At 63.1% G+C, this 20109-nt stretch carries 15 protein-coding genes; 5 read left to right on the top strand and 10 right to left on the bottom strand.

All coding sequences use genetic code 11. The features are described 5' to 3' along the window. Positions 1-15: 15 nt before the first annotated feature. Positions 16-1224, bottom strand: a complete 1209-nt coding sequence (locus tag EJ079_RS25700) for an MFS transporter (RefSeq protein ID WP_127810511.1) — start codon at positions 1222-1224, stop codon at positions 16-18. A gap of 60 nt (positions 1225-1284) precedes the next feature. Then, on the bottom strand, positions 1285-2274 hold the full coding sequence (locus EJ079_RS25705) for an AraC family transcriptional regulator (protein WP_174800327.1): 990 nt from the start codon (positions 2272-2274) through the stop codon (positions 1285-1287). 160 nt (positions 2275-2434) lie between these two features. On the opposite strand from EJ079_RS25705, the gene EJ079_RS25710 reads away from it, so the two are divergent. Continuing rightward, on the top strand, positions 2435-4270 hold the full coding sequence (locus tag EJ079_RS25710; RefSeq protein WP_127810513.1) for a monovalent cation:proton antiporter-2 (CPA2) family protein: 1836 nt from the start codon (positions 2435-2437) through the stop codon (positions 4268-4270). Positions 4271-4284: 14 nt separating this feature from the next. After that, on the top strand, positions 4285-4830 hold the full coding sequence (locus EJ079_RS25715) for a DUF924 family protein (protein WP_127272684.1): 546 nt from the start codon (positions 4285-4287) through the stop codon (positions 4828-4830). Positions 4831-4984: 154 nt separating this feature from the next. Here the strand turns inward: EJ079_RS25715 and folK are convergent, their stop codons facing one another. From folK to folP, 3 genes are read right to left on the bottom strand one after another with little or no spacing between them, the layout of a single operon-like run. Further along, positions 4985-5497: a 2-amino-4-hydroxy-6-hydroxymethyldihydropteridine diphosphokinase gene (gene folK, locus EJ079_RS25720; RefSeq protein WP_127272685.1), complete on the bottom strand. Its 513-nt coding sequence runs from the start codon at positions 5495-5497 to the stop codon at positions 4985-4987. After that, a complete protein-coding gene (folB, locus tag EJ079_RS25725; protein WP_023813034.1) occupies positions 5481-5840 on the bottom strand; it encodes a dihydroneopterin aldolase in 360 nt (119 codons plus the stop codon). Before folB ends, folK begins: the two co-directional genes overlap by 17 nt. A 3-nt stretch (positions 5841-5843) precedes the next feature. Beyond that, positions 5844-6695: a dihydropteroate synthase gene (gene folP / locus EJ079_RS25730; RefSeq protein WP_127810514.1), complete on the bottom strand. Its 852-nt coding sequence runs from the start codon at positions 6693-6695 to the stop codon at positions 5844-5846. A gap of 124 nt (positions 6696-6819) precedes the next feature. Between folP and EJ079_RS25735 the strand changes: the two genes are divergently transcribed. Both EJ079_RS25735 and EJ079_RS25740 read left to right on the top strand, forming a co-directional pair. After that, positions 6820-7458: a DUF922 domain-containing protein gene (locus tag EJ079_RS25735; protein WP_245481734.1), complete on the top strand. Its 639-nt coding sequence runs from the start codon at positions 6820-6822 to the stop codon at positions 7456-7458. 204 nt (positions 7459-7662) lie between these two features. After that, on the top strand, positions 7663-9144 hold the full coding sequence (locus EJ079_RS25740) for an MDR family MFS transporter (protein WP_127810515.1): 1482 nt from the start codon (positions 7663-7665) through the stop codon (positions 9142-9144). A 3-nt stretch (positions 9145-9147) separates the two neighbouring features. On the opposite strand, the gene EJ079_RS25745 is transcribed toward EJ079_RS25740, so the two are convergent. From EJ079_RS25745 to EJ079_RS25755, 3 genes are all read right to left on the bottom strand, one after another. Further along, complete coding sequence (locus EJ079_RS25745) at positions 9148-10176, bottom strand: NAD(P)/FAD-dependent oxidoreductase (RefSeq protein WP_127269545.1); 1029 nt, start codon at positions 10174-10176, stop codon at positions 9148-9150. A gap of 195 nt (positions 10177-10371) precedes the next feature. Then, positions 10372-10692, bottom strand: a complete 321-nt coding sequence (locus EJ079_RS25750) for a 2Fe-2S iron-sulfur cluster-binding protein (protein WP_056582251.1) — start codon at positions 10690-10692, stop codon at positions 10372-10374. 111 nt (positions 10693-10803) lie between these two features. Further along, the gene (locus EJ079_RS25755) at positions 10804-11172 is read right to left on the bottom strand and encodes an Hpt domain-containing protein (RefSeq protein WP_127269546.1); all 369 of its coding nucleotides are present in this window, start codon (positions 11170-11172) and stop codon (positions 10804-10806) included. 272 nt (positions 11173-11444) lie between these two features. On the opposite strand from EJ079_RS25755, the gene EJ079_RS25760 reads away from it, so the two are divergent. Further along, the gene (locus EJ079_RS25760; RefSeq protein ID WP_127810516.1) at positions 11445-17753 is read left to right on the top strand and encodes a kinesin; all 6309 of its coding nucleotides are present in this window, start codon (positions 11445-11447) and stop codon (positions 17751-17753) included. Positions 17754-18038: 285 nt separating this feature from the next. Here the strand turns inward: EJ079_RS25760 and EJ079_RS25770 are convergent, their stop codons facing one another. Beyond that, on the bottom strand, positions 18039-18746 hold the full coding sequence (locus tag EJ079_RS25770; protein WP_127810517.1) for an ABC-type transport auxiliary lipoprotein family protein: 708 nt from the start codon (positions 18744-18746) through the stop codon (positions 18039-18041). Then, positions 18727-20100 carry an MlaD family protein gene (locus tag EJ079_RS25775; RefSeq protein ID WP_127810518.1) on the bottom strand — a complete coding sequence of 458 codons (1374 nt, stop codon included), beginning with the start codon at positions 20098-20100 and terminating at the stop codon, positions 18727-18729. Before EJ079_RS25775 ends, EJ079_RS25770 begins: the two co-directional genes overlap by 20 nt. Positions 20101-20109: the final 9 nt, after the last annotated feature.

Consider the following 20109-nt stretch of genomic DNA (forward strand, 5'->3'; position numbering starts at 1 on the left):
CGGCGGCAGCAAAGTTCAGCTGCGTGGCTGCAGCAGCGCCAAGACGGCGGTCGATGCGGCAAGGACAGCAGTCAGAGTCAAAGGCCCGGTCGCGCCATAGGTGTCCACGACATAGCCGCCGACAACCGCGCCGATGGTGATGGCAATTTGGAAAGAGGTGACCATCAGGCTGCCCGCTGCCTCCAGCGCATCAGGCGCCGCGCGCGACATATTGGTCGGCAGCACCACCGGCGCCATGCCAAAGGCGAAACCCCACAGCGTAACGAAGCCGAAGGCAACGCCGATATGCGAGCCCCAAAGCAGCAAAGTAAGTGCCGCAACCGCCATCAACGCTGCGGTGACTGCGAGGGCCATGTGGATGTTGGTGTCGGCCATGCGGCCGCCGGCAACATTACCGATCACGGCAGCGATGCCAAACCCGAGCAGAGCCAGGGCAATCGGTCCGGTTGTAAGGAGTGTCACCTGTTCGAGGAAGGGACGCACATAGACCGAGCCGGCAAAATGCCCCGTCATCAGCAAAACAATGGCCAGCATGCCGAGTTGGATGCCGCGCCGCCGGGTCAGCCGAAATACATCTGCAAGGCTGTTGCTTGCCGTTGCAGGCAAGGTCGGCAGGCTGAGAAGCTGCAGCAGCATGGCAAGCGCGGCCAGCCCCGCCGTCATGGCCATGGCACTGCGCCACCCAATCCAGTCACTGATCAGCGCTCCCATCGACGGTGCGGCAATGGTGGCAAGCGAGACGCCGAGGGTGACGATCGCCATGCCCCGACCTGTCGCATTGGCGCCAACCAGCCTCGCCACGACGGCGACCGAAAGTGCCCAGAAAGCGCTGAGAGCGATGCCCAGCCCGGCCCGGCCCAACAGCAACAGCCAGAAATCGGTCGCCAGCGCCGCCAGGATATTGGAACCGACCGCGAGGGCGCTGAGACCAACCAGCACCGCCTTGCGATTCAAGCGGCCGATGAGAACATTGCTCAACATGGCCGTCACAGCGCCGACGGAAGCGGTGGCGGTGACGACCTGGCCGGCCGTCCCCTCGCTGATGCCGAGATCGCGTGCCATTGGCGTCAGCAGACCTGCGGGCAGGAATTCGGCCGACACCAGGGCAAAGCTGGTGGCCGCCAATGAAATGACCGCGAACCAGTTGGCTGCGCTCCATGCGGCTGGTGCATCGGCATCAAGGCCAATCGCGGCGTCTTCAAGCTGTAATGTTGTGTCAGTCACGGAAAGATCTCCAAAGTTTGGAGGTCTTAAATAGGCGAGTCCGCTCGGATGATATGTATCTTAGAATCCGAAATTCATATCCATTCGTCCGGGAATTGTGCGGCGCACAACGCCCGGCGAGACATTGGTGATGCGCTTGAACGCGCGCGCGAAGGATGCCTCGGAATCATATCCCAAACGGGTAGCGACTTCGGCAACCGACAAGCCGTTTTGGCCCAGCAATTCGCGGGCAAGCTGCATGCGCAGGCGGGCGAGATAGTGTGCGGCACCCTCTCCCAATACCGCACTGAAACGTTCGGCGAAAATCGAACGCGATTGGCCTGCCACGCCGGCCAGGCTTCCCAGCGTCCAGTTGTGGCCGGGGTCGCGGTGCATGGCCGCCAAAGCGCGGCCTATATGGGGGTCGCGGATGGCTGCGAGCCAACCGGTGGTCGAGGCTCCGTTGCAATTGACCCAGCAGCGTATGAGCCGGGCCGTCAGCAAGTCGGCCATACGCGACAGAATCGTGGCGCTGCCCATCTGCGGTTGCGAGGCCTCCACCGTCATGGCCGCCAGCAAAGGACCGACGACCGGGTCATTGCCGGCCACGTCGCAACCCTTGATGACAGGCGGCATCAACGTGATCAATGGGTTGAGCGCATAGGAATCCAAGGCCATGGAGCCGCAGAAAAGGGTGCTCGTCGCGCCCGTTCCTTGCCGCACCACTTCGCAGACGTTGCCCCCCAACTTGATCACCTTGCAACCTTCGAGCGAGTCCCCTGCAACGTCCGGCGCGCTCGCCAGCCGATGGGCGATGCCTTGTGGCAACAGCACCAGATCGCCATCGCGTAACTCCTGCCAGCCTTGCGATTCAGTATGAATCCAACACGGGCCCTGGCCGACAAAGTGAAACCGAAGCAGCTGTTGTTGCGGAAAGTCTATGCTCCATGGGTGCCGGAGCTCGCAGCGGCCATAGTTGACACCACTCAAGCGAAAGTCTTGCAGAACTTCGCTGAGCGCATCCATCGGGATATGTGGCGTCGAAGACCGCCGGGACGAATAGTCAGGCATATACCTGATATAGATGCCGAACGTCCGGCAGGCAAGCGGGGACCGTTGTTCCACAAAGTAAATCGTTGCAGCGGCACCCTACCCCTCCCGGCAGATTTCTCGCCTTGCCTCCCACTCCAACTGCATGCAAGGAGTTCTGCTACACACAGGGACAAGAGGCATGGCGGCGGAAGCATCGGGCAGTGATCTGGTTCAGGTGGTGGCACTGCTTGCTGCCGGCGTCGTTGCCGTTCCGATCTTCAAGCGCATGGGCCTTGGCTCGATCCTCGGCTATCTGGCCGCCGGCGTGGTGATCGGTCCGTTCGGCCTCGGCGTCTTTTCCGAATCGGAAGCCATTCTTCATGTCGCCGAGCTCGGTGTGGTGATGTTCCTGTTCATCATTGGGCTGGAAATGCAGCCGTCGCGGCTGTGGGGCCTGCGCCGTGAGATCTTTGGCCTCGGTGCGCTGCAGGTCGGCGTCTGCGCGCTGCTGTTGACCGGTGTCGGCATGGCCGGAGGGTTTCCGATCGCGCAATCCTTCGTCGCCGGCGCCGGCTTCGTGCTGACCTCGACGGCGATCGTCATGCAGCTTCTGGAGGAACGCGGCGAGATCGCTGCACCGAAAGGACAGCGCATCGTATCGGTGCTGCTGCTCGAGGACCTTGCCATCGTGCCGCTGCTGGCGCTGATCGCGTTCCTGGCGCCCGGCGGTGCCGACACCAGCCTGATGGAGCGGCTGACCGAAATCGGCATCGGCCTTGCCGCAATCGTCGGCCTGGTGGTGGCCGGCCGTTATCTGCTCAACCCGTTCTTCCGCATCCTGGCGGATGCCCGTGCCCGTGAAGTGATGACGGCGGCGGCACTTCTGGTCGTCCTTGGGTCCGCCCTCGCCATGCAGCTCAGCGGCCTGTCGATGGCGATGGGTGCCTTCCTGGCCGGCGTGCTCTTGTCCGAATCAACCTTCCGCCACCAACTCGAAGCCGACATCGAACCCTTCCGCGGCATCCTGCTTGGCCTGTTCTTTCTCGCGGTAGGCATGTCGCTCGACCTGCATGTGGTCGCGGCGAACTGGCGGCTGATCGCCATCTATGTCGTCGCCTACATGGTGATGAAGGCATTCGGTATCTACATCGTCGCCCGCATCCTGAAATCAGGCCACCGCGAAGCCCTGGAGCGCGCGGTCTTCATGGCACAAGGCGGCGAATTCGCCTTTGTCCTTTACTCGGCGGCCGCGGCGGTCGGCATCATCGACGGCCAGGCCAACGCGACGCTGACGGCGATCGTCATCATCTCCATGGTACTGACGCCGCTGGCCATCATCGCCTTGCGCTATCTGACGCCGCGTGACGAGCAGTCGCTCGACGGGGTCGATGTCGCCGATGGCCTGACCGGCAGCGTGCTGGTCATTGGTTTCGGCCGCTTCGGCCAGATCGCGAGCCAGCCGCTGCTGCTGCGCGGCATCGACGTCTCGATCATCGACAATGACGTCGAAATGATCCAGGCGGCGGCCGATTTCGGCTTCAAGGTCTATTATGGCGACGGCACGCGACTGGACATCCTGCATGCCGCCGGCGCCGGCCGTGCGCGCGCCGTGCTGATCTGCGTCGACAAGGCCGATGTGGCTGTTCGCATCGCGGAGCTCATCAAGGCTGAGTTTCCTTTGCTCACCGTGCTGGCCCGCGCTTTCGATCGTGGTACCGCGCTGCAGCTCATTCGCGCCGGCGTCGACTACCAGCTGCGCGAAACCTTCGAATCCGCACTTGTTTTCGGCGGCTCGGCCCTGGAATCGCTGGGCGTCGATCCCGAAGACGTGGCTGAAACGATCGAAGACGTCAGGCGCCGCGACACCGATCGCTTCGAAACCCAGCTTGCCGAAGGCATTCGCGCCGGACAGCGCTTCCTGAGAGGCAATATCGGTACGCCGATTCCGACACCGCTCTCCACGCCGCGCCGGCCTGGTCAGGCACTCAATGAAGAAACCGCGGGTGTGCTGCACAAGTCCGAACCCGCCGATTGAGCAAGGAATTAGGCATGGAATTGGACAGCAGGGCCCTGTCGGTCACCAAATTCTGGCGCGATGCCGGCGAGGATGCCTGGTTCGAGAAGAACGAGGCATTCGATGCCGAGTTCCGCGACCGCTTTCTCGGCCTGCACTACGCCGCCGCGCGGCGTGAATGCGACGACTGGCTGGAACATGCCGAAGGCGCGCTGGCGCTGATGATCCTGCTCGACCAGTTTCCGCGGAACTGTTTTCGCGGCACCGGCCATATGTACGCGACCGATCCGCTCGCCAGATATTTCGCGGAGAGGGCGATCGCGGCTGGTCATGACCTGGCACTCGAGGAAGAACTCCGCGTTTTCCTCTACCTGCCTTACGAGCATTCGGAACTGCTGGCCGACCAGGACATTTCGGTCGAACTGACGCAGGCCTGGGCCGAGCCATACCTGAAGTACGCTGTCGAACACCGCGATATCATTCAGAATTTCGGCCGTTTTCCGCACCGAAACAAGATGCTTGGCCGCGAAACCACCCCGCAGGAGCAGACGTTCCTGGATGGCGGCGGTTTCTCCGGTTAAAGACCCCGCTCCAAGGTGTGTTGAGATTCAGGTCAGGCCGAGTCGAAAACGGTGGGTTCCGAGAACCGGAGCGGAGCGTACATTTGGGTACGTGAGCACCGGAAGCGCAGGAACTCGCCGTTTGCAGGCCGGCATCACCTGAATATCAACGCACCTAGGCCAACCACCAATCCCGGCCGGAGGACAATCGCTCGATGCCTGAAGTATCGACGGCGACCAGGCGGTCGGTGATGCTGCGACCGCTGACAACCAGGCCGGGCGCGATCTCGGCCAGCGGCGCCAGCACGAAGGCGCGCTCCAGCATGCGCGGATGCGGCACCTCCAGTCCGGTCTCGTGGATGACGCGGTCGCCGAACACCAGAATGTCGATATCGATCAGCCGCGGCCCCCAGCGCTCCTCCCGGACACGCTTCAGCTTGCGCTCCGCATCGAGGCAGAGGTCGAGCAAGGCACGCGGTGCAAGCACGGTGGAAATTTCGGCGGCCGCATTGAGAAAATCCGGCTGATCGAGCTTGCCCCATGGCGGCGTGCGATAAAGCGAGGAGACGCCGGTGACGCGCGTATCCGCGTCGGCATCCAGCATGCGCAGCGCCGCGCCCATGGATTTCGCCGGATCGCCAAGATTGCCGCCAAGGCTGAGATAAACGGTACTATTCGGGCCAGACAACGGTCACCTCGACATAATCGAGCACGCCGGGCACCGGTGCGTTCGGCTTGCGCACCGTGATCTCGGCTTTCTTTATCTGCGGAAAACGCGCCGTCAGCGCACGGGCCACTTCGAGCGCCAGCGACTCGATCAGAAAACGGCGCTGCCCGGTGATGATCTTCTCAATGACGGTGAATGCAATGCCGTAGTGGACTGTATCCTCGATCGAATCCTCGGCAAGTGCGCGGCCTGGATCGACGGTGAGAACAGCATCGACATAGAAGCGCTGGCCGAGCCTTTCCTCCTCGTCCAGCACGCCGTGCCGGGCAAAGAAAGCGCAGTTCTTCATGCGGATGACATACATCGCTCAGTTTCTCGCCTGGTCCGTCCGACGCGCCAGCATAGCATCCGCGAGCGCCAAAGCGTCCACGTTGAATGCGACATCGTGGACGCGAAACAGATCGGCGCCCTGGAGCCTCAATATAACGCTGGTCGCCGCTGTTCCGACCCCTCTGTCGGCGGCATCACGGCCGGTGACCGTGCCGATGAAGCGTTTTCGCGACGTACCGGCCATCAGCGGCAGGCCGAGGGCATGCAATTCCGAAAAGCGTGCCATCAGGTCGAGATTTTCCTCCGCCGTCTCCTTGGCGAATCCGAAACCGGGATCGAGCACGATACGATCGTCGGCGATGCCGTTCTGGCGGGCGATTTCCAGCGACCTTCGCAGGAACGTCAGTTGATCGGCAATCGCATCCGGCAGCTTCTGGCGATCCCGCCCAGTATGCATGATGACAAGCCCCGCGCCGGTGTCGGCGGCGACACGCGCAATCTCGGGCTCGCGCTGCAAACCCCAGACATCGTTGACGATATGCGCGCCGCCGGCTACCGCCAGCCGCGCCGTGTCGGCACGATAGGTGTCGACCGAAATCAGCACCTCGCTCACGCCCGCCAGCGCTTCGATCACCGGCAGGATGCGCTCCTGTTCCTGGCTGGCCGATACCGCGGCAGCACCTGGGCGCGTCGATTCTCCGCCGACATCGACAACCAGTGCCCCTTCCCCGATCATGCGGCGCGCCTGGGCCAGCGCCTTTTCAGGGGCGTCGAACTGGCCGCCGTCGGAAAAGCTATCGGGCGTGACATTGAGGATGCCGACGACCACGGCCTTGCCGCCAAGGTCGAGATGGCGTCCATGCGCCAACTGCCATCGCCGGGCCGTCATTGCTCATCGACCATGGAGTTCATCAATCATGTGTGATCCCTGGCGGATCAATTTCATTGCGCCGGCAACGGCCGTAAAGCAAGGTGATCGAAGAGGCAACATGATGAAGCGAGCCATGCTTGGCATGAAAAGACGGTCCCTGGGCGTGAAACGATCCTTGGCTTGCGCGCTGCTGCTCGCCATGACCCCGCTTCCGGCGGCGACCGCCAATCTCGTCAAGACGTACAGCTATTTCGCCATCGGCGGCAGCACCCTCGACGATATCGAGGCACAACTCTCCAAACGCGGGCCGGAGGTGAAAAGTACCGGCAACCGGCACCCGGGCGCCACGCAAATGGCCTTCACCACCCGTGTCAGCTATGCGCAGACGCCGAATTCCTGCCGGATCGCCGACGCGGCGGTGACCGTCAAAGTGAAGGTGATCCTTCCCGAGTGGCGGCGCCCGCGCAAGGCCGATGCCGATGTCAGGCTGTTCTGGGATACGCTGTCCGCCGACATCAAGCGCCATGAGGAGCGCCATGTCGAAATCGCCAAGAACCATGGCGGCGAACTCGAAGAGGCCTTGAAGGCCACCTACCCGCAAAAGAACTGCGACGCCGCCAAGGCCAAGGCGGCAGCCATCACCGCGGCTGTTCTGGCCAGGCACGACCGCGCCCAGCTTCAGTTCGACCGCGTCGAAAGCGTCAATTTCGAAAGCCGCATCTTGCGGCTGCTGCGCTACCGCATGGAGCGCATCGGGAATGGCCGACTGCCGCCGGCCTGAACGCACCCGAACTGAAAGCCAAAATCGCCGAAGGTAGTGCCAGATTCGAAAAACTTTCGAGCCCCTGTCGAAACCGGCCTATATGGGACGAAATATGTCAGGCTCGCCAGACGCGAGCTTAAAACACCAATGCGATCCAAACGGTCAAGAAACCGGAACGGCTGAACAGGGCCGGTCAAATCGCAAGCTTATGGATGAACGATCATGGACCAGGCTGTCGATAACAAAACGATGGCGGAAACCGGCACGCCGATAACAGATAGCGAAAAGAACGCCATTATTGGCGGCGTTCTGTTGTCGATGCTGTTGGCGGCACTCGACCAGACCATTGTTGCGCCAGCCATGCCGACCATTGGGCATGCGCTCGGAAACGCACACTATCTGCCATGGATCGTCACCGGTTATCTCCTGACCGCTACCGCCGTGGCCCCGCTCTACGGCAAGATTTCCGACGTCTACGGCCGCCGGCCGACTGTCTATGCCGCGATCCTGATCTTTTTGGCGGGATCGCTGGTCAGTGCGATGGCTCCCAACATGTTTGTGCTGGTTGTCGGGCGGGCGATCCAGGGCGCAGGTGGCGGCGGCTTGTTCGCTTTGACGCAGACCGTCGTCGGCGATCTCGTTCCGCCGCGCGAGCGGGCACGCTATGCCGCCTGGTTCTCCGGAACATGGGCTGTCGCCAGCGTTGCCGGTCCGTTGCTCGGCGGCACTTTCGCCGAGCACCTGCACTGGTCACTGATCTTCTGGATCAACATTCCGCTTGGTGTTCTTGCGATGGCGATCATCAACAAGCCGCTCAAGAAACTGCCGGTTGCCGCAAAGCGCCATCGCATCGACGGCCTGGGCGCGTTGCTTCTGATCGTTGCCACGGCGCTGCTGCTGCTCGCATTGAACTGGGGCGGCAGCGCCTATCCCTGGATTTCGCTTGAAGTCATCGGCGTTCTCTGCGGTTCGGCGATTTTCTGGGGCGCTTTTGCCTTGCGGCTTATGCGAGCCGCCGAGCCGCTCATCTCACTCGAAGTGCTTGGCAATCCAATCGTTCTGGCGGGCACGCTTTCGATGTTCCTGCTTCAGGCCGCAAGCGTCGGCATGGCTGTGTACCTGCCCGTCTATCTTCAGGCGGTGCTCGGCCTGTCGGCCGCAGAGTCGGGCATCGCGATGCTCGGGCTTCTGCTGGGGACCGTCGGCGGCGCGGCATTCAGCGGGCGTGTGATACCGCATTTCTCCCACTACAAGCGCATCGCGATGGTGGGCGTCGTCTTCAGCATGCTGTGCCTCTGCCTGCTGGCCGTCGTCGCAGGATATGCAACGCTGCTGGAGGTAGAGGTCTTGACGATCTGCATCGGGTTTGGAACCGGAACGACGTTTCCGGTCACCACCGTGTCGGTCCAGAACGCCGTCGATCGCGTGCATCTCGGCGTCGCGACGGGCGTGCTGACATTCCTGCGTTCGCTTGGCAGTGCGCTTGGTGTCGCGATGCTCGGCGCGGTCGCTCTGGGCTACGGCTTGCCACTTGCCGGTGAAGGCGTGCGGATCGTGGGCCATAGCGCGACGGTCGAGCCGTTCGTGATGATCTTTGCCGTCGCCGCCGTTACATTGCTGCTGGGGCTGATCACGCTGACGCTGATGCCCGAAAAGGAGCTTCGCGGTTACGCCGACAATGCGGCGCCCATCCTCGCCGAGTAAGCTTCAGCCGGAGACGCCGAGCTTCTTCTGCAGGCTGGTCGATGAGGTCGTGTACTGGAAAACGATGCGCTCGCCGGGGCTGATGATGCGCTTGGCGGCCTGCGCCATCAGCGCCACTTCGTGGAAGCCAGACAGGATCAGCTTCAGCTTGCCCGGATACCAGTTGATGTCGCCGACCGCGAAGATACCGGGCACCGATGTCTGGAACTTCTCGGTATCGACCGGAATAAGGTTCTCGTGAAGGTTGAGACCCCACTCCGCGATCGGTCCGAGCTTCATGGTCAGGCCGAAGAACGGCAGCATGCGCGTGCAAGGCACCTCGACATCGCCGTCAGGTCCCTTGATGGTGGCCGATGACAGTTGGCCGTCGGCACCGGTCAATCCGGTCACCTGCCCGACCTGGAACTCCAGCTGCCTCATCTCCTGCATGGCATACATCTTGTTGACGCTGTCGGGGGCGGCACGGAACTCGGGCCGCCGGTGCACAAGCGTCACGCTCTTTGCCACCGGCTGCAGGTTCAGCGTCCAGTCGAGTGCCGAGTCGCCGCCGCCGACAATAACGAGGTCATGGCCGCGAAAATCCTCCATCCGGCGCACCGAATAGAAGACGCTCTTGCCTTCATAGGGCTCTATGCCGGGGATCGGCGGACGCTTGGGCTGGAAGGAGCCGCCGCCGGCGGCAATCACCACCACCTTGGCCTCGAACACCTCGTTTTCGTCGGTGGTGACGCGAAAACTGCCGTCCTCCAGTTTTTCCAGGCTGGAAACCATTCGGTTGTAGCTGAAATCAGGCTTGAACGGCGCGATCTGCTCGAGCAATTTGTCGACCAGCCCCTGCGCCGAGATCGAAGGCCAGCCTGGAATGTCGTAGATCGGCTTTTCCGGATAGAGCTCCGCGCACTGGCCGCCCGGCCGATCGAGAATGTCGATCAGGTGGCATTTCATGTCGAACAGGCCGAGCTCGAACACGGCAAACAGGCCAACCGGTCCTGCCCCGACAATAAGCACGTCTGTCCTGATAATGTCGGTCATGCCTGTGCCTCGCTGCGCATGACCCCGAAAATCGGATCGATTTTCGGAAAGGATCATGCGCAAATAAAAGTGCTACAGCGTCCTTTGCGCGTCCAAGAGGACGCGCGGCGCTGTAGTGAAACAGCAGGACACTGCATGACCATCGCTCCGCTGCCAAGCCGCAGCGGGAAAAATCAGTTGGCAAAGATACTGCGCTTATCCCTGACGGGCAGGCACCCGCACAATGAGACCGTCGAGCGCGTCTCGCACCTTGATCTGGCACGACAGCCGTGAGTTAGGCTGGACGTCGTAAGCGAAGTCCAGCATGTCCTCTTCCATCGCTTCCGGCTCGCCGACTTCAGCCGTCCAGGCTTCGTCGACATAGACGTGACAGGTGGCACAGGCGCAGGCGCCGCCGCATTCGGCTTCGATCCCGGGCACGGCGTTGCGGATCGCGTTCTCCATGACCGTAGAGCCGTTCTCGGCGTCCATGTCGAAATGCGTGCCGTCATGGGCAATGAAAGTCAGCTTGGTCATTTGTCACCTGAAGGGAGTTCCAGCCGAGATAATCACTCCGGCTGACAAGTCAACTGCCGCATGAAAGCGCCGCCCGATGACGTTTTTCCGCAAATCGGGTTCAGCGCGGATTCAGCGGTTGATGGCGGCGATGAAATCGCGCACTTCGTCGATCAGCATGCCAAGCCGTTTGAGCGTCTGGCCGTCTTCCGGCCGGTGCTCGATCTCGGTGGCGCAATCGGCGATGGCAAAGGCGCCGACGCCCCGTGCCGAACCCTTCAATCCATGGGCGAGCAGAAGCCGATCCTTGATGTCGGCGTCGACTATTCTGTCGCGCACGGACAGCGCCTGCTGTACAAACAGCGCCAGCACCTCTTGCTCAAGGCTGCGGTCACCCATCGTCTGGCGGGCAAGGTGTGCCAAATCGACCGGCCGTGACCGCCTTGGTCCGGATACGTCGCCCCCGGGCATTGAGAAGGCAATGCCGCTTTCGCCACGCATGAACTCGAACTCCGTTTCTTCGATTCGCCCAAAAACCTAGGCGAATCCAATGGACAACGGGTTAATGAATGGCCGGGAAAAATGTTGCCAAAGCGGCGCCCAAATCACAGTTCCGTTAACCTTATATTTAAAGTTTTACGTATCCCGCGGAATGCATGTTTTCTTTACCCCCCTGTGTCATTACGATACGAGGGGTCCATTTTCAGCCTCCTGCGCGGGGCAAGACAAACAGAATTATAAGCCCGCGGCAGCTAGTACAGGGTAGCGAAGGCATGGCAAAGAAACCAACGACGACGAGAACTCTCGACAGCGACGTGGCCAGGGAACTGGAAAAGGCGCTCGATCTCGACCTCAGCAACGAGATGGGCAACGGCGACCTCGACATCGCGGCTTCGATGGAGGATCTGGAAGCTCAGATATCCCAGGCGGCCGACGAGTTGGCGCGCGAGGGACGCAATCATAAGCCGGAACAAAACCCGGAGCCCGTAGTCAATCAGAACCACGCCGCGAAACCCGCGCCCAAGGCAAAGCCTGCCGAATTGCGCCCCGTGGAACCGCGCAATGGCGCCCAGCCCGCTGGTTTCGCACCGGCCAATGACGATCGCCAGAAGGACTATAAGACGCTCCTGCACAGCCTCAACAGGCGTGCCTCGAACACCATTTACTGGGTCGTCGCCTTCGTTTCGCTCGCCTGGTTCGCTGGCGCCGGCGGTTTGGCCAATCTGCTTTTCGGACCGAGCATCTGGAGAATCCGTACGCTCGACCAGTTCCTTGCCCGTCCGGAGCTGATCGGCCTTGCGGTCGCGGCCATCGTGCCCGTCATCCTGTTCTGGGCCTTCGCCGCCATGATTCGCCGCGCCCAGGAAATGCGCATCGCCGCACAGTCGATGACCGAAGTGGCCTTCCGCCTGACTGAGCCGGAAAACCTTGCCCAGGATCGCGTCATGATGATCGGCCAGGCCGTTCGTCGCGAGGTCGCGGCCATGGGCGAAGGCATCGAACGCACGCTTGCCCGCGCGGTCGAACTGGAAACGCTGGTCCACAGCGAAGTCAACCAGATCGAACGCTCCTATTCCGAGAATGAATCCCGCATCCGCTCGCTGGTCGACGGGCTCGGCAGCGAGCGCGAAGCCGTCGTCACCCATGCCGAGCGCGTCCGCGCTTCGATCACCGGCGCGCACGAGACGCTGAAGGACGAGATCGGCGCCGCCTCCGACATCATACGCGACTCGATCCTCAATGCGTCGACCAAATTGTCGATGACGATCACCAATTCCGGCGACACGCTGATCGATCGCATCAACGAAAGCTCGATGTCGATCTTCGATTCCGTCGAAGGCCGGCTCGATTCGATCACCGACCGTCTGTCGACCTCGGGCGAGGCCTTCGCCAGCCTTCTCGACACCCGCATTGCCAAGCTGACGGACACCACTGACGGCCTGACACGGTCGTTGACCGATCTGCTCGACGATCGCACCACCGGCATGGTGTCGCTGCTTGGCGGCGCCGCACGCACCCTCAATTCCGAATTCGAGGCCAGCCTCAACGGCATCGAGCGGACGCTCGCCGAACGCGGCCAGGCACTGATCAGCGAGTTCCAGACGCGCGCCGAGGCGCTGGACACCGGAACGCAGAAGCTCAATGCGGCACTCGAGGCCCGCGCCCGCCAGATCAACGAAACGCTGGTCGAGCGCGCACGCGAAATCGCCCATACCTTTGCCGAGAGCAAGGACACGCTGTCGGCGATGATTGATCAGGGCAAGACCCAGATCGGCGCCGACATGGCCGACATCGTCACCTCGACCTCCTCCATGCTCGAAGCCCGCGCCAGCGACTTCGCCGGGCGCATGGAGGCCGCGCGCCATGTCGTGTCGCGTTCGTTCGACAGCGACATCCAGCGGCTCGCCGACGCCCGCGTCGGCATCGAGGAAGCCGTCGAGAACCACAGCAGGAAACTGTCCGAAAGCCGCGAGCGCATGGCCGCGGCCATGGAGGCCGACCTGGCGAAGTTCGCCGAGGGCCGCGCCGGCATCGATGCGGCGGTAACCAACCAGGTGCAGAAGCTGGCCGAAGGCCGCAGCCTGATCTCGCGCGCTCTCGAAGAGGACCTGCGCAAGGTCAATGAATCGCGGGCGGCCATCGATGCATCGCTCGGCAGCCATCTCGAAAGGCTGGAAGAAGGCCGCAACAGGCTCTCCACTGCCCTAAACGAAGACTCCGGGAAACTGGTGCAAGCTCGTACGATTATTGATGAAATGGTCGCGGGCCATGTCGGTAAGCTCGCCGAGGGCCGCAACATTCTGTCACGCGCCCTGGAGGCCGACCTCGGCAAACTGTCCGACAGCCGCGCCAGCATCGACGGTCTGGTCGCCGGTCAGGTCGAGAAGATCGCCGAGGGCCGCGCCGTGCTCGCCAAGGCGTTGGAAAACGACATCGTCGGCATCAAGAGCCTGATCGAAACCCATTCCGCCAAACTGGCGGAGGACCGCACGCAGCTTTCCCATTCGCTCGACAGCGATCTGTCCGGAATACGCGGCCTGATCGAAAGCCACTCGGGACGGCTGGCCGAGGACCGCGGCCTGCTGTCCCAGACGCTTGAGGCCGACCTTGCCAAGCTGGCTGAAAGCCGTTCGAGCATCGACGGTCTGGTCGCCGGTCAGGTCGAGAAGCTGGCGGAAGGCCGCGACATTCTCAAGCGCGCGCTGGAATCCGATCTGAACACGATCAAGGGCGTCATATCGAGCCAGTCGGAAAAGCTGGCCGAGGATCGCGGTCAGCTTTCCCGGGTCCTGGAAGCCGATCTGCAGAATGTGAACAGCGTCATCGCCGATCACATGAACAAGCTCGTCCAAGACCGCTCCGCCCTGTCGAGGGCCCTTGAGGATGACCTCGCCAAGCTGGCCGACAGCCGTTCCAGCATCGACGGGCTGGTTGCCGGTCAGGTCGAGAAGCTGTCCGAGGGCCGAGATATCCTGCGGCGTGCTCTGGAATCCGACCTCAATGCGATCAAGGGCACCATTGCCGACCAGTCGCAGAAACTGGTCGATGACCGGGCACAGTTCGCCCGGGCGCTCGAGGCTGATCTCGAAAGCGTCAACGGCCTGGTCAACAGCCATTCCGAAAGGCTCGTGCAGGACCGTTCGACGCTGTCGAAAGCGCTTGAAGCCGACCTCGAAAACGTCGGCGGCCTCGTCAACAGCCACGCGGAAAGGCTCGTCCAGGAGCGCTCGACCCTGTCGAAAGCGCTTGAGGACGATCTCGGCAAGCTGGCCGAGAGCCGCTCCAGCATCGATGGCCTGGTCGCCGGCCAGGTTGAGAAGCTCGCCGAGGGCCGCGATGTTCTCAAGCGCGCGCTGGAAGCCGACCTCGCCAAGCTGGCCGAAAGCCGCTCCAGCATCGACGGCCTGGTCGCCGGCCAGGTGGAGAAACTGGCCGAGGGTCGCGACATTCTCAAACGCGCCCTCGAAACTGACCTGCAGAAGCTCACCGAAAGCCGCGGCGATATCGACAACATCATCGCCGGGCATGTCGGCAAGCTCGCCGAAGGCCGCAATATGCTGACCCTCGCGCTGGAAGACGATCTCGGCAAGCTGGCCGAGACCCGCAAGGATGTCGACCGCTCGCTGTCGGGCCACATCGACCAGATCGCCGCCAGAAGCTCGGACATCTCTGCCGCTATCGCAGGCGATGTCGAGAAGATCGAGCAGGCATTCAGCCGCCAGACCGGCATCATCGAGGAGCGTGCCGGCACCATGGAGCGTGCGCTCTCGACAGGCGTAGACAACGTCCGCGCCGTGCTCGAGAAGAGCGCCGTGTTTGTCGCCGGCGCCCTGCGCGAAAAGGTGCTGGAAGTCACCAGCACCCTGCACGAGCAGGCCGGTGCCGCTTTCAGCGACGCCGACCGCAAGATCGCCGAGCGCGCCGAGCAGACGTCCGCCGCCCTGCTGGCGCGGGCCGAAGACATCGCCCGCACCTTCGAGGATGCAGACCGTCGCCTCCACGCTCGCGCCGAAGACACGTCCAACGCCTTGCTTGCTCGTGCCGACGATACGTCCAGCTCGCTGCTGGCCCGCGCGCATGAAACCGCCGATCAGCTGGCCGCTCGCGCAAGCCAGATCGCCGGCACCTTCGACGCGGCGGATCAGAAGCTGGCCGCCCGTGCCCAGGAAGCCGCCGATCAGCTGACTGCCCGGGCCCAGGACACCGCGGATCATCTGGCCGCCCGTGCAAGCGAGATTGCCGGCACGTTCGATGCGGCCGACCAGAAGCTGGTTGCCCGCGCTATCGAGACCGCCCAGTCGCTGGCCGCGCGTGCCGGCGACATCCTGCGCAACTTCGAAGGCGCCGACCAGCGGCTCGGCATGCGCATCGGCGAATCGGCCGAAGCGCTTGCCGCGCGTGCATCGGACCTTGGCCGCATCTTCGATGCCGCCGACCAGCAACTCGTCTCGCGCATCGCCGAAGGTTCGGAAGCGCTGTCGAGCCGTGCCTCGGAAATCGGCCGTATCTTCGACGAGGCGGATCAGCGTCTGGTGTCGCGCATCGCCAGCAGCACCTCCACGATCGGCGAGCATGCCGAGACGATCGTCGGTGCCTTTGCCGATACCGAGCAACGGGTTGCCGAACGCGCAAGGCGGACCGGCCAGGAAATGGCCCTGCATGCCCGCGAAATCGAGCAGGCGCTTGCCGGTGCGGACGAGCGTTTCGCGTCGAGTGCCGCGGCCGCGGCAGCCCGTGTCGAAGAGCAGGTCTCAGGCGTCGAGAACCGCCTCGCCTTCACAGCCGAGACGATGGGCCAGAAGCTCAACGAACAGGTGTCGAATGCCGAGGCGCAACTCGTCTCGCGCGCCAATGTGATCGCCGAGACCTTCACCGCGGTTGGCCAGCATATCGGCCAAAGCACCAACGATGCCGCCAAGACGATCGGCGCCAACACCCGCGAACTCAACACCATGCTCGCCGCACGTTCGGCCGAAATGTCGAAGATCCTCGACGAAACCGCACGGCCCCTGGTCGAGCGCTTCGCCCAGGGCGGCTCGGACCTGCAAAAGAGCATGGAAGAGGTCACCGAACGCGCCACCGAGAAGCTGCGCAGCGAGAATGCTGCGCTTGTCGACGCGCTCGCCAGCCGCACCGCCGAAACCTTGTCGGCGGTCGAAGGCGCCCGCTCGTCGCTGTCCGACAGCGTCGCTGATCTCATCGGCCGCATGACCAAGTCCAGCTCGCAGCTCGGTCAGTTGATCGACCAGGCCGCGGTCAATCTCGGCCAGGTCGATGAACGCCTGAGCGGCAGCACGCAAAGCTTCGCCGCCACCACCGAGAAGGCCGCGCAGACCTTTGCCAGCTCGGCACGTCTGGTCGATTCGAACACGACAAGGCTGACGGAACTGTCGTCGTCCACCTTGCGCGAGGTGGCGTCGATTGCCACCAAGTTCGACGAGCACAGCCGCCTGCTCTCCAGTGCTTCGGACCTGTTGAGCTCGGCCCAGAGCAATCTCGAACACACGCTCGAACGGCAGTCGTCGCTCGAAGACCTCGCCGTCGGCCTGGTCAAGAAGTCGGAGGATCTCGAAAGGGTCATGCGCTCGTTCGAAAATCTCGTCGGCCAGACACTGCAGAACGCCGAAGGCAAGACGATGGAGTCGGCCGACAAGATCCGCAACGCCATCACCGACGTCGTTGACTCGGCAACCAAGCGCTTTGCCGATGCGACCGAGGAGATGCGGCGCACCGCGGGCTCGATCAAGAGCGAACTCGACCTGACCCGGGCCGAGCTCAAGAAGGGCGTCATCGAAATGCCGGAAGAGGCAAAGGAATCGACCTCGGCCATCCGCCGCGCCGTTTCCGAGCAGATCAACGCCCTGAAGGAGCTTTCGGACATCGTGGCCAAGTCCGGCCGCGGCGGTGACGGGTCCGAACCACGCAACCTGCGTCCGGCGCCGCAACCGCCGGCCGCACGCGCTGCCGAGCCGCCGCGCCGCGCACCGGCACCGCAGCCGGACCTGCGCACGCCTCAGGCGCCCTTGGGCGGCCCTGCATTGCGCGGCACGCTCGACCTTGAGCGTCCTGCCGAGGCGGCACCGCGTCCGCGCGGCGATGCCAGCGCCCGCACGCCCCAGGGCGGATGGGTGCGGGATCTGCTGACCGCGGCATCGAACGATGAGGACCTCAGGTCGGCAGCCCCTACGGCCCCCGCGGAAGCGCAGCGCGCTACCCCTGCCCAGCGCTCGCCCCTGCATGTCGTGGAATCGCTGAACTCGCTCTCAGTCGATATCGCGCGTGCCATCGACCACGAGGCTTCGATCGAGCTGTGGAACCGCTACCGGCGTGGCGAGCGTGACGTGTTCACGCGGCGGCTCTACACACTGAAGGGACAGCAGACGTTCGACGAGATCCGTCGCAAGTATCAGGCGGAAGCCGAGTTCCGCGCTGCTGTCGACCGCTACTGCGACGATTTCGAGAAGCTGCTCAAGGATGTCTCGCGCAACGACCGTGACAACATCATGGCGCAGACCTACCTGACGTCGGACACCGGCAAGGTCTACACCATGCTGGCCCATGCGAGCGGCCGCCTGCACTGAGCGGGCGACGAGGATAACAATCGGTCGGCGCCGCCCCTCATCCGCCTGCCGGCACCTTCTCCCCGTATAGTGACGGGGAGAAGGAGATGGCCGCACTCCCGGCGCCCATTCAGCAACGTCGGCGATTGGCGAAATCTTCGGCGACAACGTCTTTCTCCCCGTCGCTATACGGGGAGAAATGCCCGGCAGGGCAATGAGGGGCGGCGCAAACCAAAGATCTTTAGTCGATCCGCTGTGCGACGTGGTTTCAACGCGACGCACGATCGCTTTGAAAGCTCGGCCGGCTCAGATCACCGAATCCGTCCAGTGCACGATCTGCCCGGCGGCGTCGCCGAACGCCTTGTCGAGCGCGCTGACATAGGCAGGATTGCCGCTGCCCGAGACGGGTGCGGCTGCGGTGAAGTTCTTGGAGGCACGGACCTCGCCGTTGCGATCGTTCAGGATCCGCACGAACAGATCGACCTCGGCATGTTCGCCGCCGTCGACACGCACCTCGAAGGACCGGATTTCGACGATCACCTGATAGTCGATCGCCAGGCCCTCGCCCGGCTTGCCGACGCCGGCAAAGCTGCCTGAACGCTGGAAGGTCTCGGCCAGCCGCGCCTGCACGATCAGCGGCAGCCGGTCGGCCCATTGCGCGCCCTTGAGATACTGGATCGACCGATCCGACGGCTTGATGACGATGTTCTGGCTGTCCAGCGCCTTGAGCGCCGACGGCTGCGCGATCAGGATCTGGCGGCGGCTATGGCCATGCGCGTCGACCGAAGGCGCTGACAGTTCGAACGTATCGAGCGGCGCGGGCTTGCCGCCCAACGCCGCGCAGCCGGCCAGCGTCAAGGCAAGCAGTGCCGCAGCCGATGTCAACCCGCCCGTTTTCACCCACACAGACTTCACGCGCGATCCCCGTTGTCCCCGGATCGTAAGATCGACCCGCTTTCGCGGCTCATGTTTCTGGGGCGCGCCGTCGCCGAAGTCAACGCCGCGCCCTGCCATCGAATTGCCGAACCTCGCCGTCGCCACCCGAAAGGATGCGCTGCGGATTGCGGCTGAGATCGGTCACCGCCTCTTCGATGCGGCTGATCGAACGGCGGCTGTCCTGCACCAAAGCCTCGACGTTCGAAAGTCCCTGTCCCGAGAAGCGCGCCAGATTGTCGGTGATGACGCCAAGGCGGGCATTCAGCGTGTCGGCAACCTGCTTGAACGACTTCAGCGTCGCCCTGGCATCCGCCATCACGCCGTCGGCCTGCCCCGACCCGAGCAAGGTATCGACCCTGGCAAGAATGCCATCGACGCGCACCGAGGCATCGTTGAGCCGTTGCGCGAGCTGCTTTGCGTCCTTGATCGTCTGGTCGATGTCGTCGGCCCGGTTGGCGAACTTGTGGGTCACCTCCGCGATGTCGGCGGCGGCCTTGTCGGCGCTCTCGCTGGCCTTTTGGATGTTGGCGAGCGCCGAGCGCACTTGTGCGGGATCGATACCGTCGAGCACGTTGTCGACCTTGGCCAGCGTGCCTTGCGTCCGTTTGGCGAAATCGTTGACCGACCCCACGGCCGTATCGACGTTCTTGATTACGCCGTCGAGCTGCTTCGACGTCTCCTTGAGGTTACCGGTGACCGCGTCGACATTGGCGACGATGCTCTTGATCTTGTCCTTGTCGACGGCGTTGAGAAGGCCTTCGGCTGCTTTCAGCGTGCCGTCGAGTTTGCCGGAAACGCCTTTCAGCTCATCCGCCAGCGTGCTGGCGGCGGACAGGAACTTGTCGATGCCGTCCGAATTCTTGGCCAGCGCATCGGAGAAGGTCTGGACATTCTGGACGGTCTGCGTCAGCGGCCCGCGAACGTCCCTGGTGAAGCCTTCGAGCTCGGTCAGCACCTTGTCGGCGCGGGTGAAGATATTCTGCGCCGTCTGCAAGAGGTTGGTCACCGCCGACGGATTGGCGACGATCTCGGCGACCTTGCCTTCCTTTTCCGCCTGGTCGAGGAGTTTCACTTCCTTGGGGTCGGCGCCCTTGAGCTCGATGTTGGCCTGCCCGGTCAGGCCGGCAAGCCCGATATCGGCTTGCGTCGATTTGGTGATCGGCGTCATGCGGTCGATCTCGGTATCGGCGATGGCAACCGTCGGATTGTCGACGTCGATATAGACGCGCTTGACGTCGCCGACCTTGACGCCGTTGAACAGCACGAAACTGCCGCGGCCAAGCCCGGACGCAGAGCCCGGAATGCGCACGCGCAGCAACGTCGTCTCGCCCTTGTCGCCGATGGCCGCCGTCCAGTAGACGAAGGCAAACGCCGCCAGGATCGCAGCCAGCGTGAAGATGCCGACAATGACGTAGTTGGCTCTGGTTTCCATTGTCCCACT

This window comes from Mesorhizobium sp. M7A.F.Ce.TU.012.03.2.1 (assembly GCF_004006095.1).
GTDB lineage: Bacteria > Pseudomonadota > Alphaproteobacteria > Rhizobiales > Rhizobiaceae > Mesorhizobium.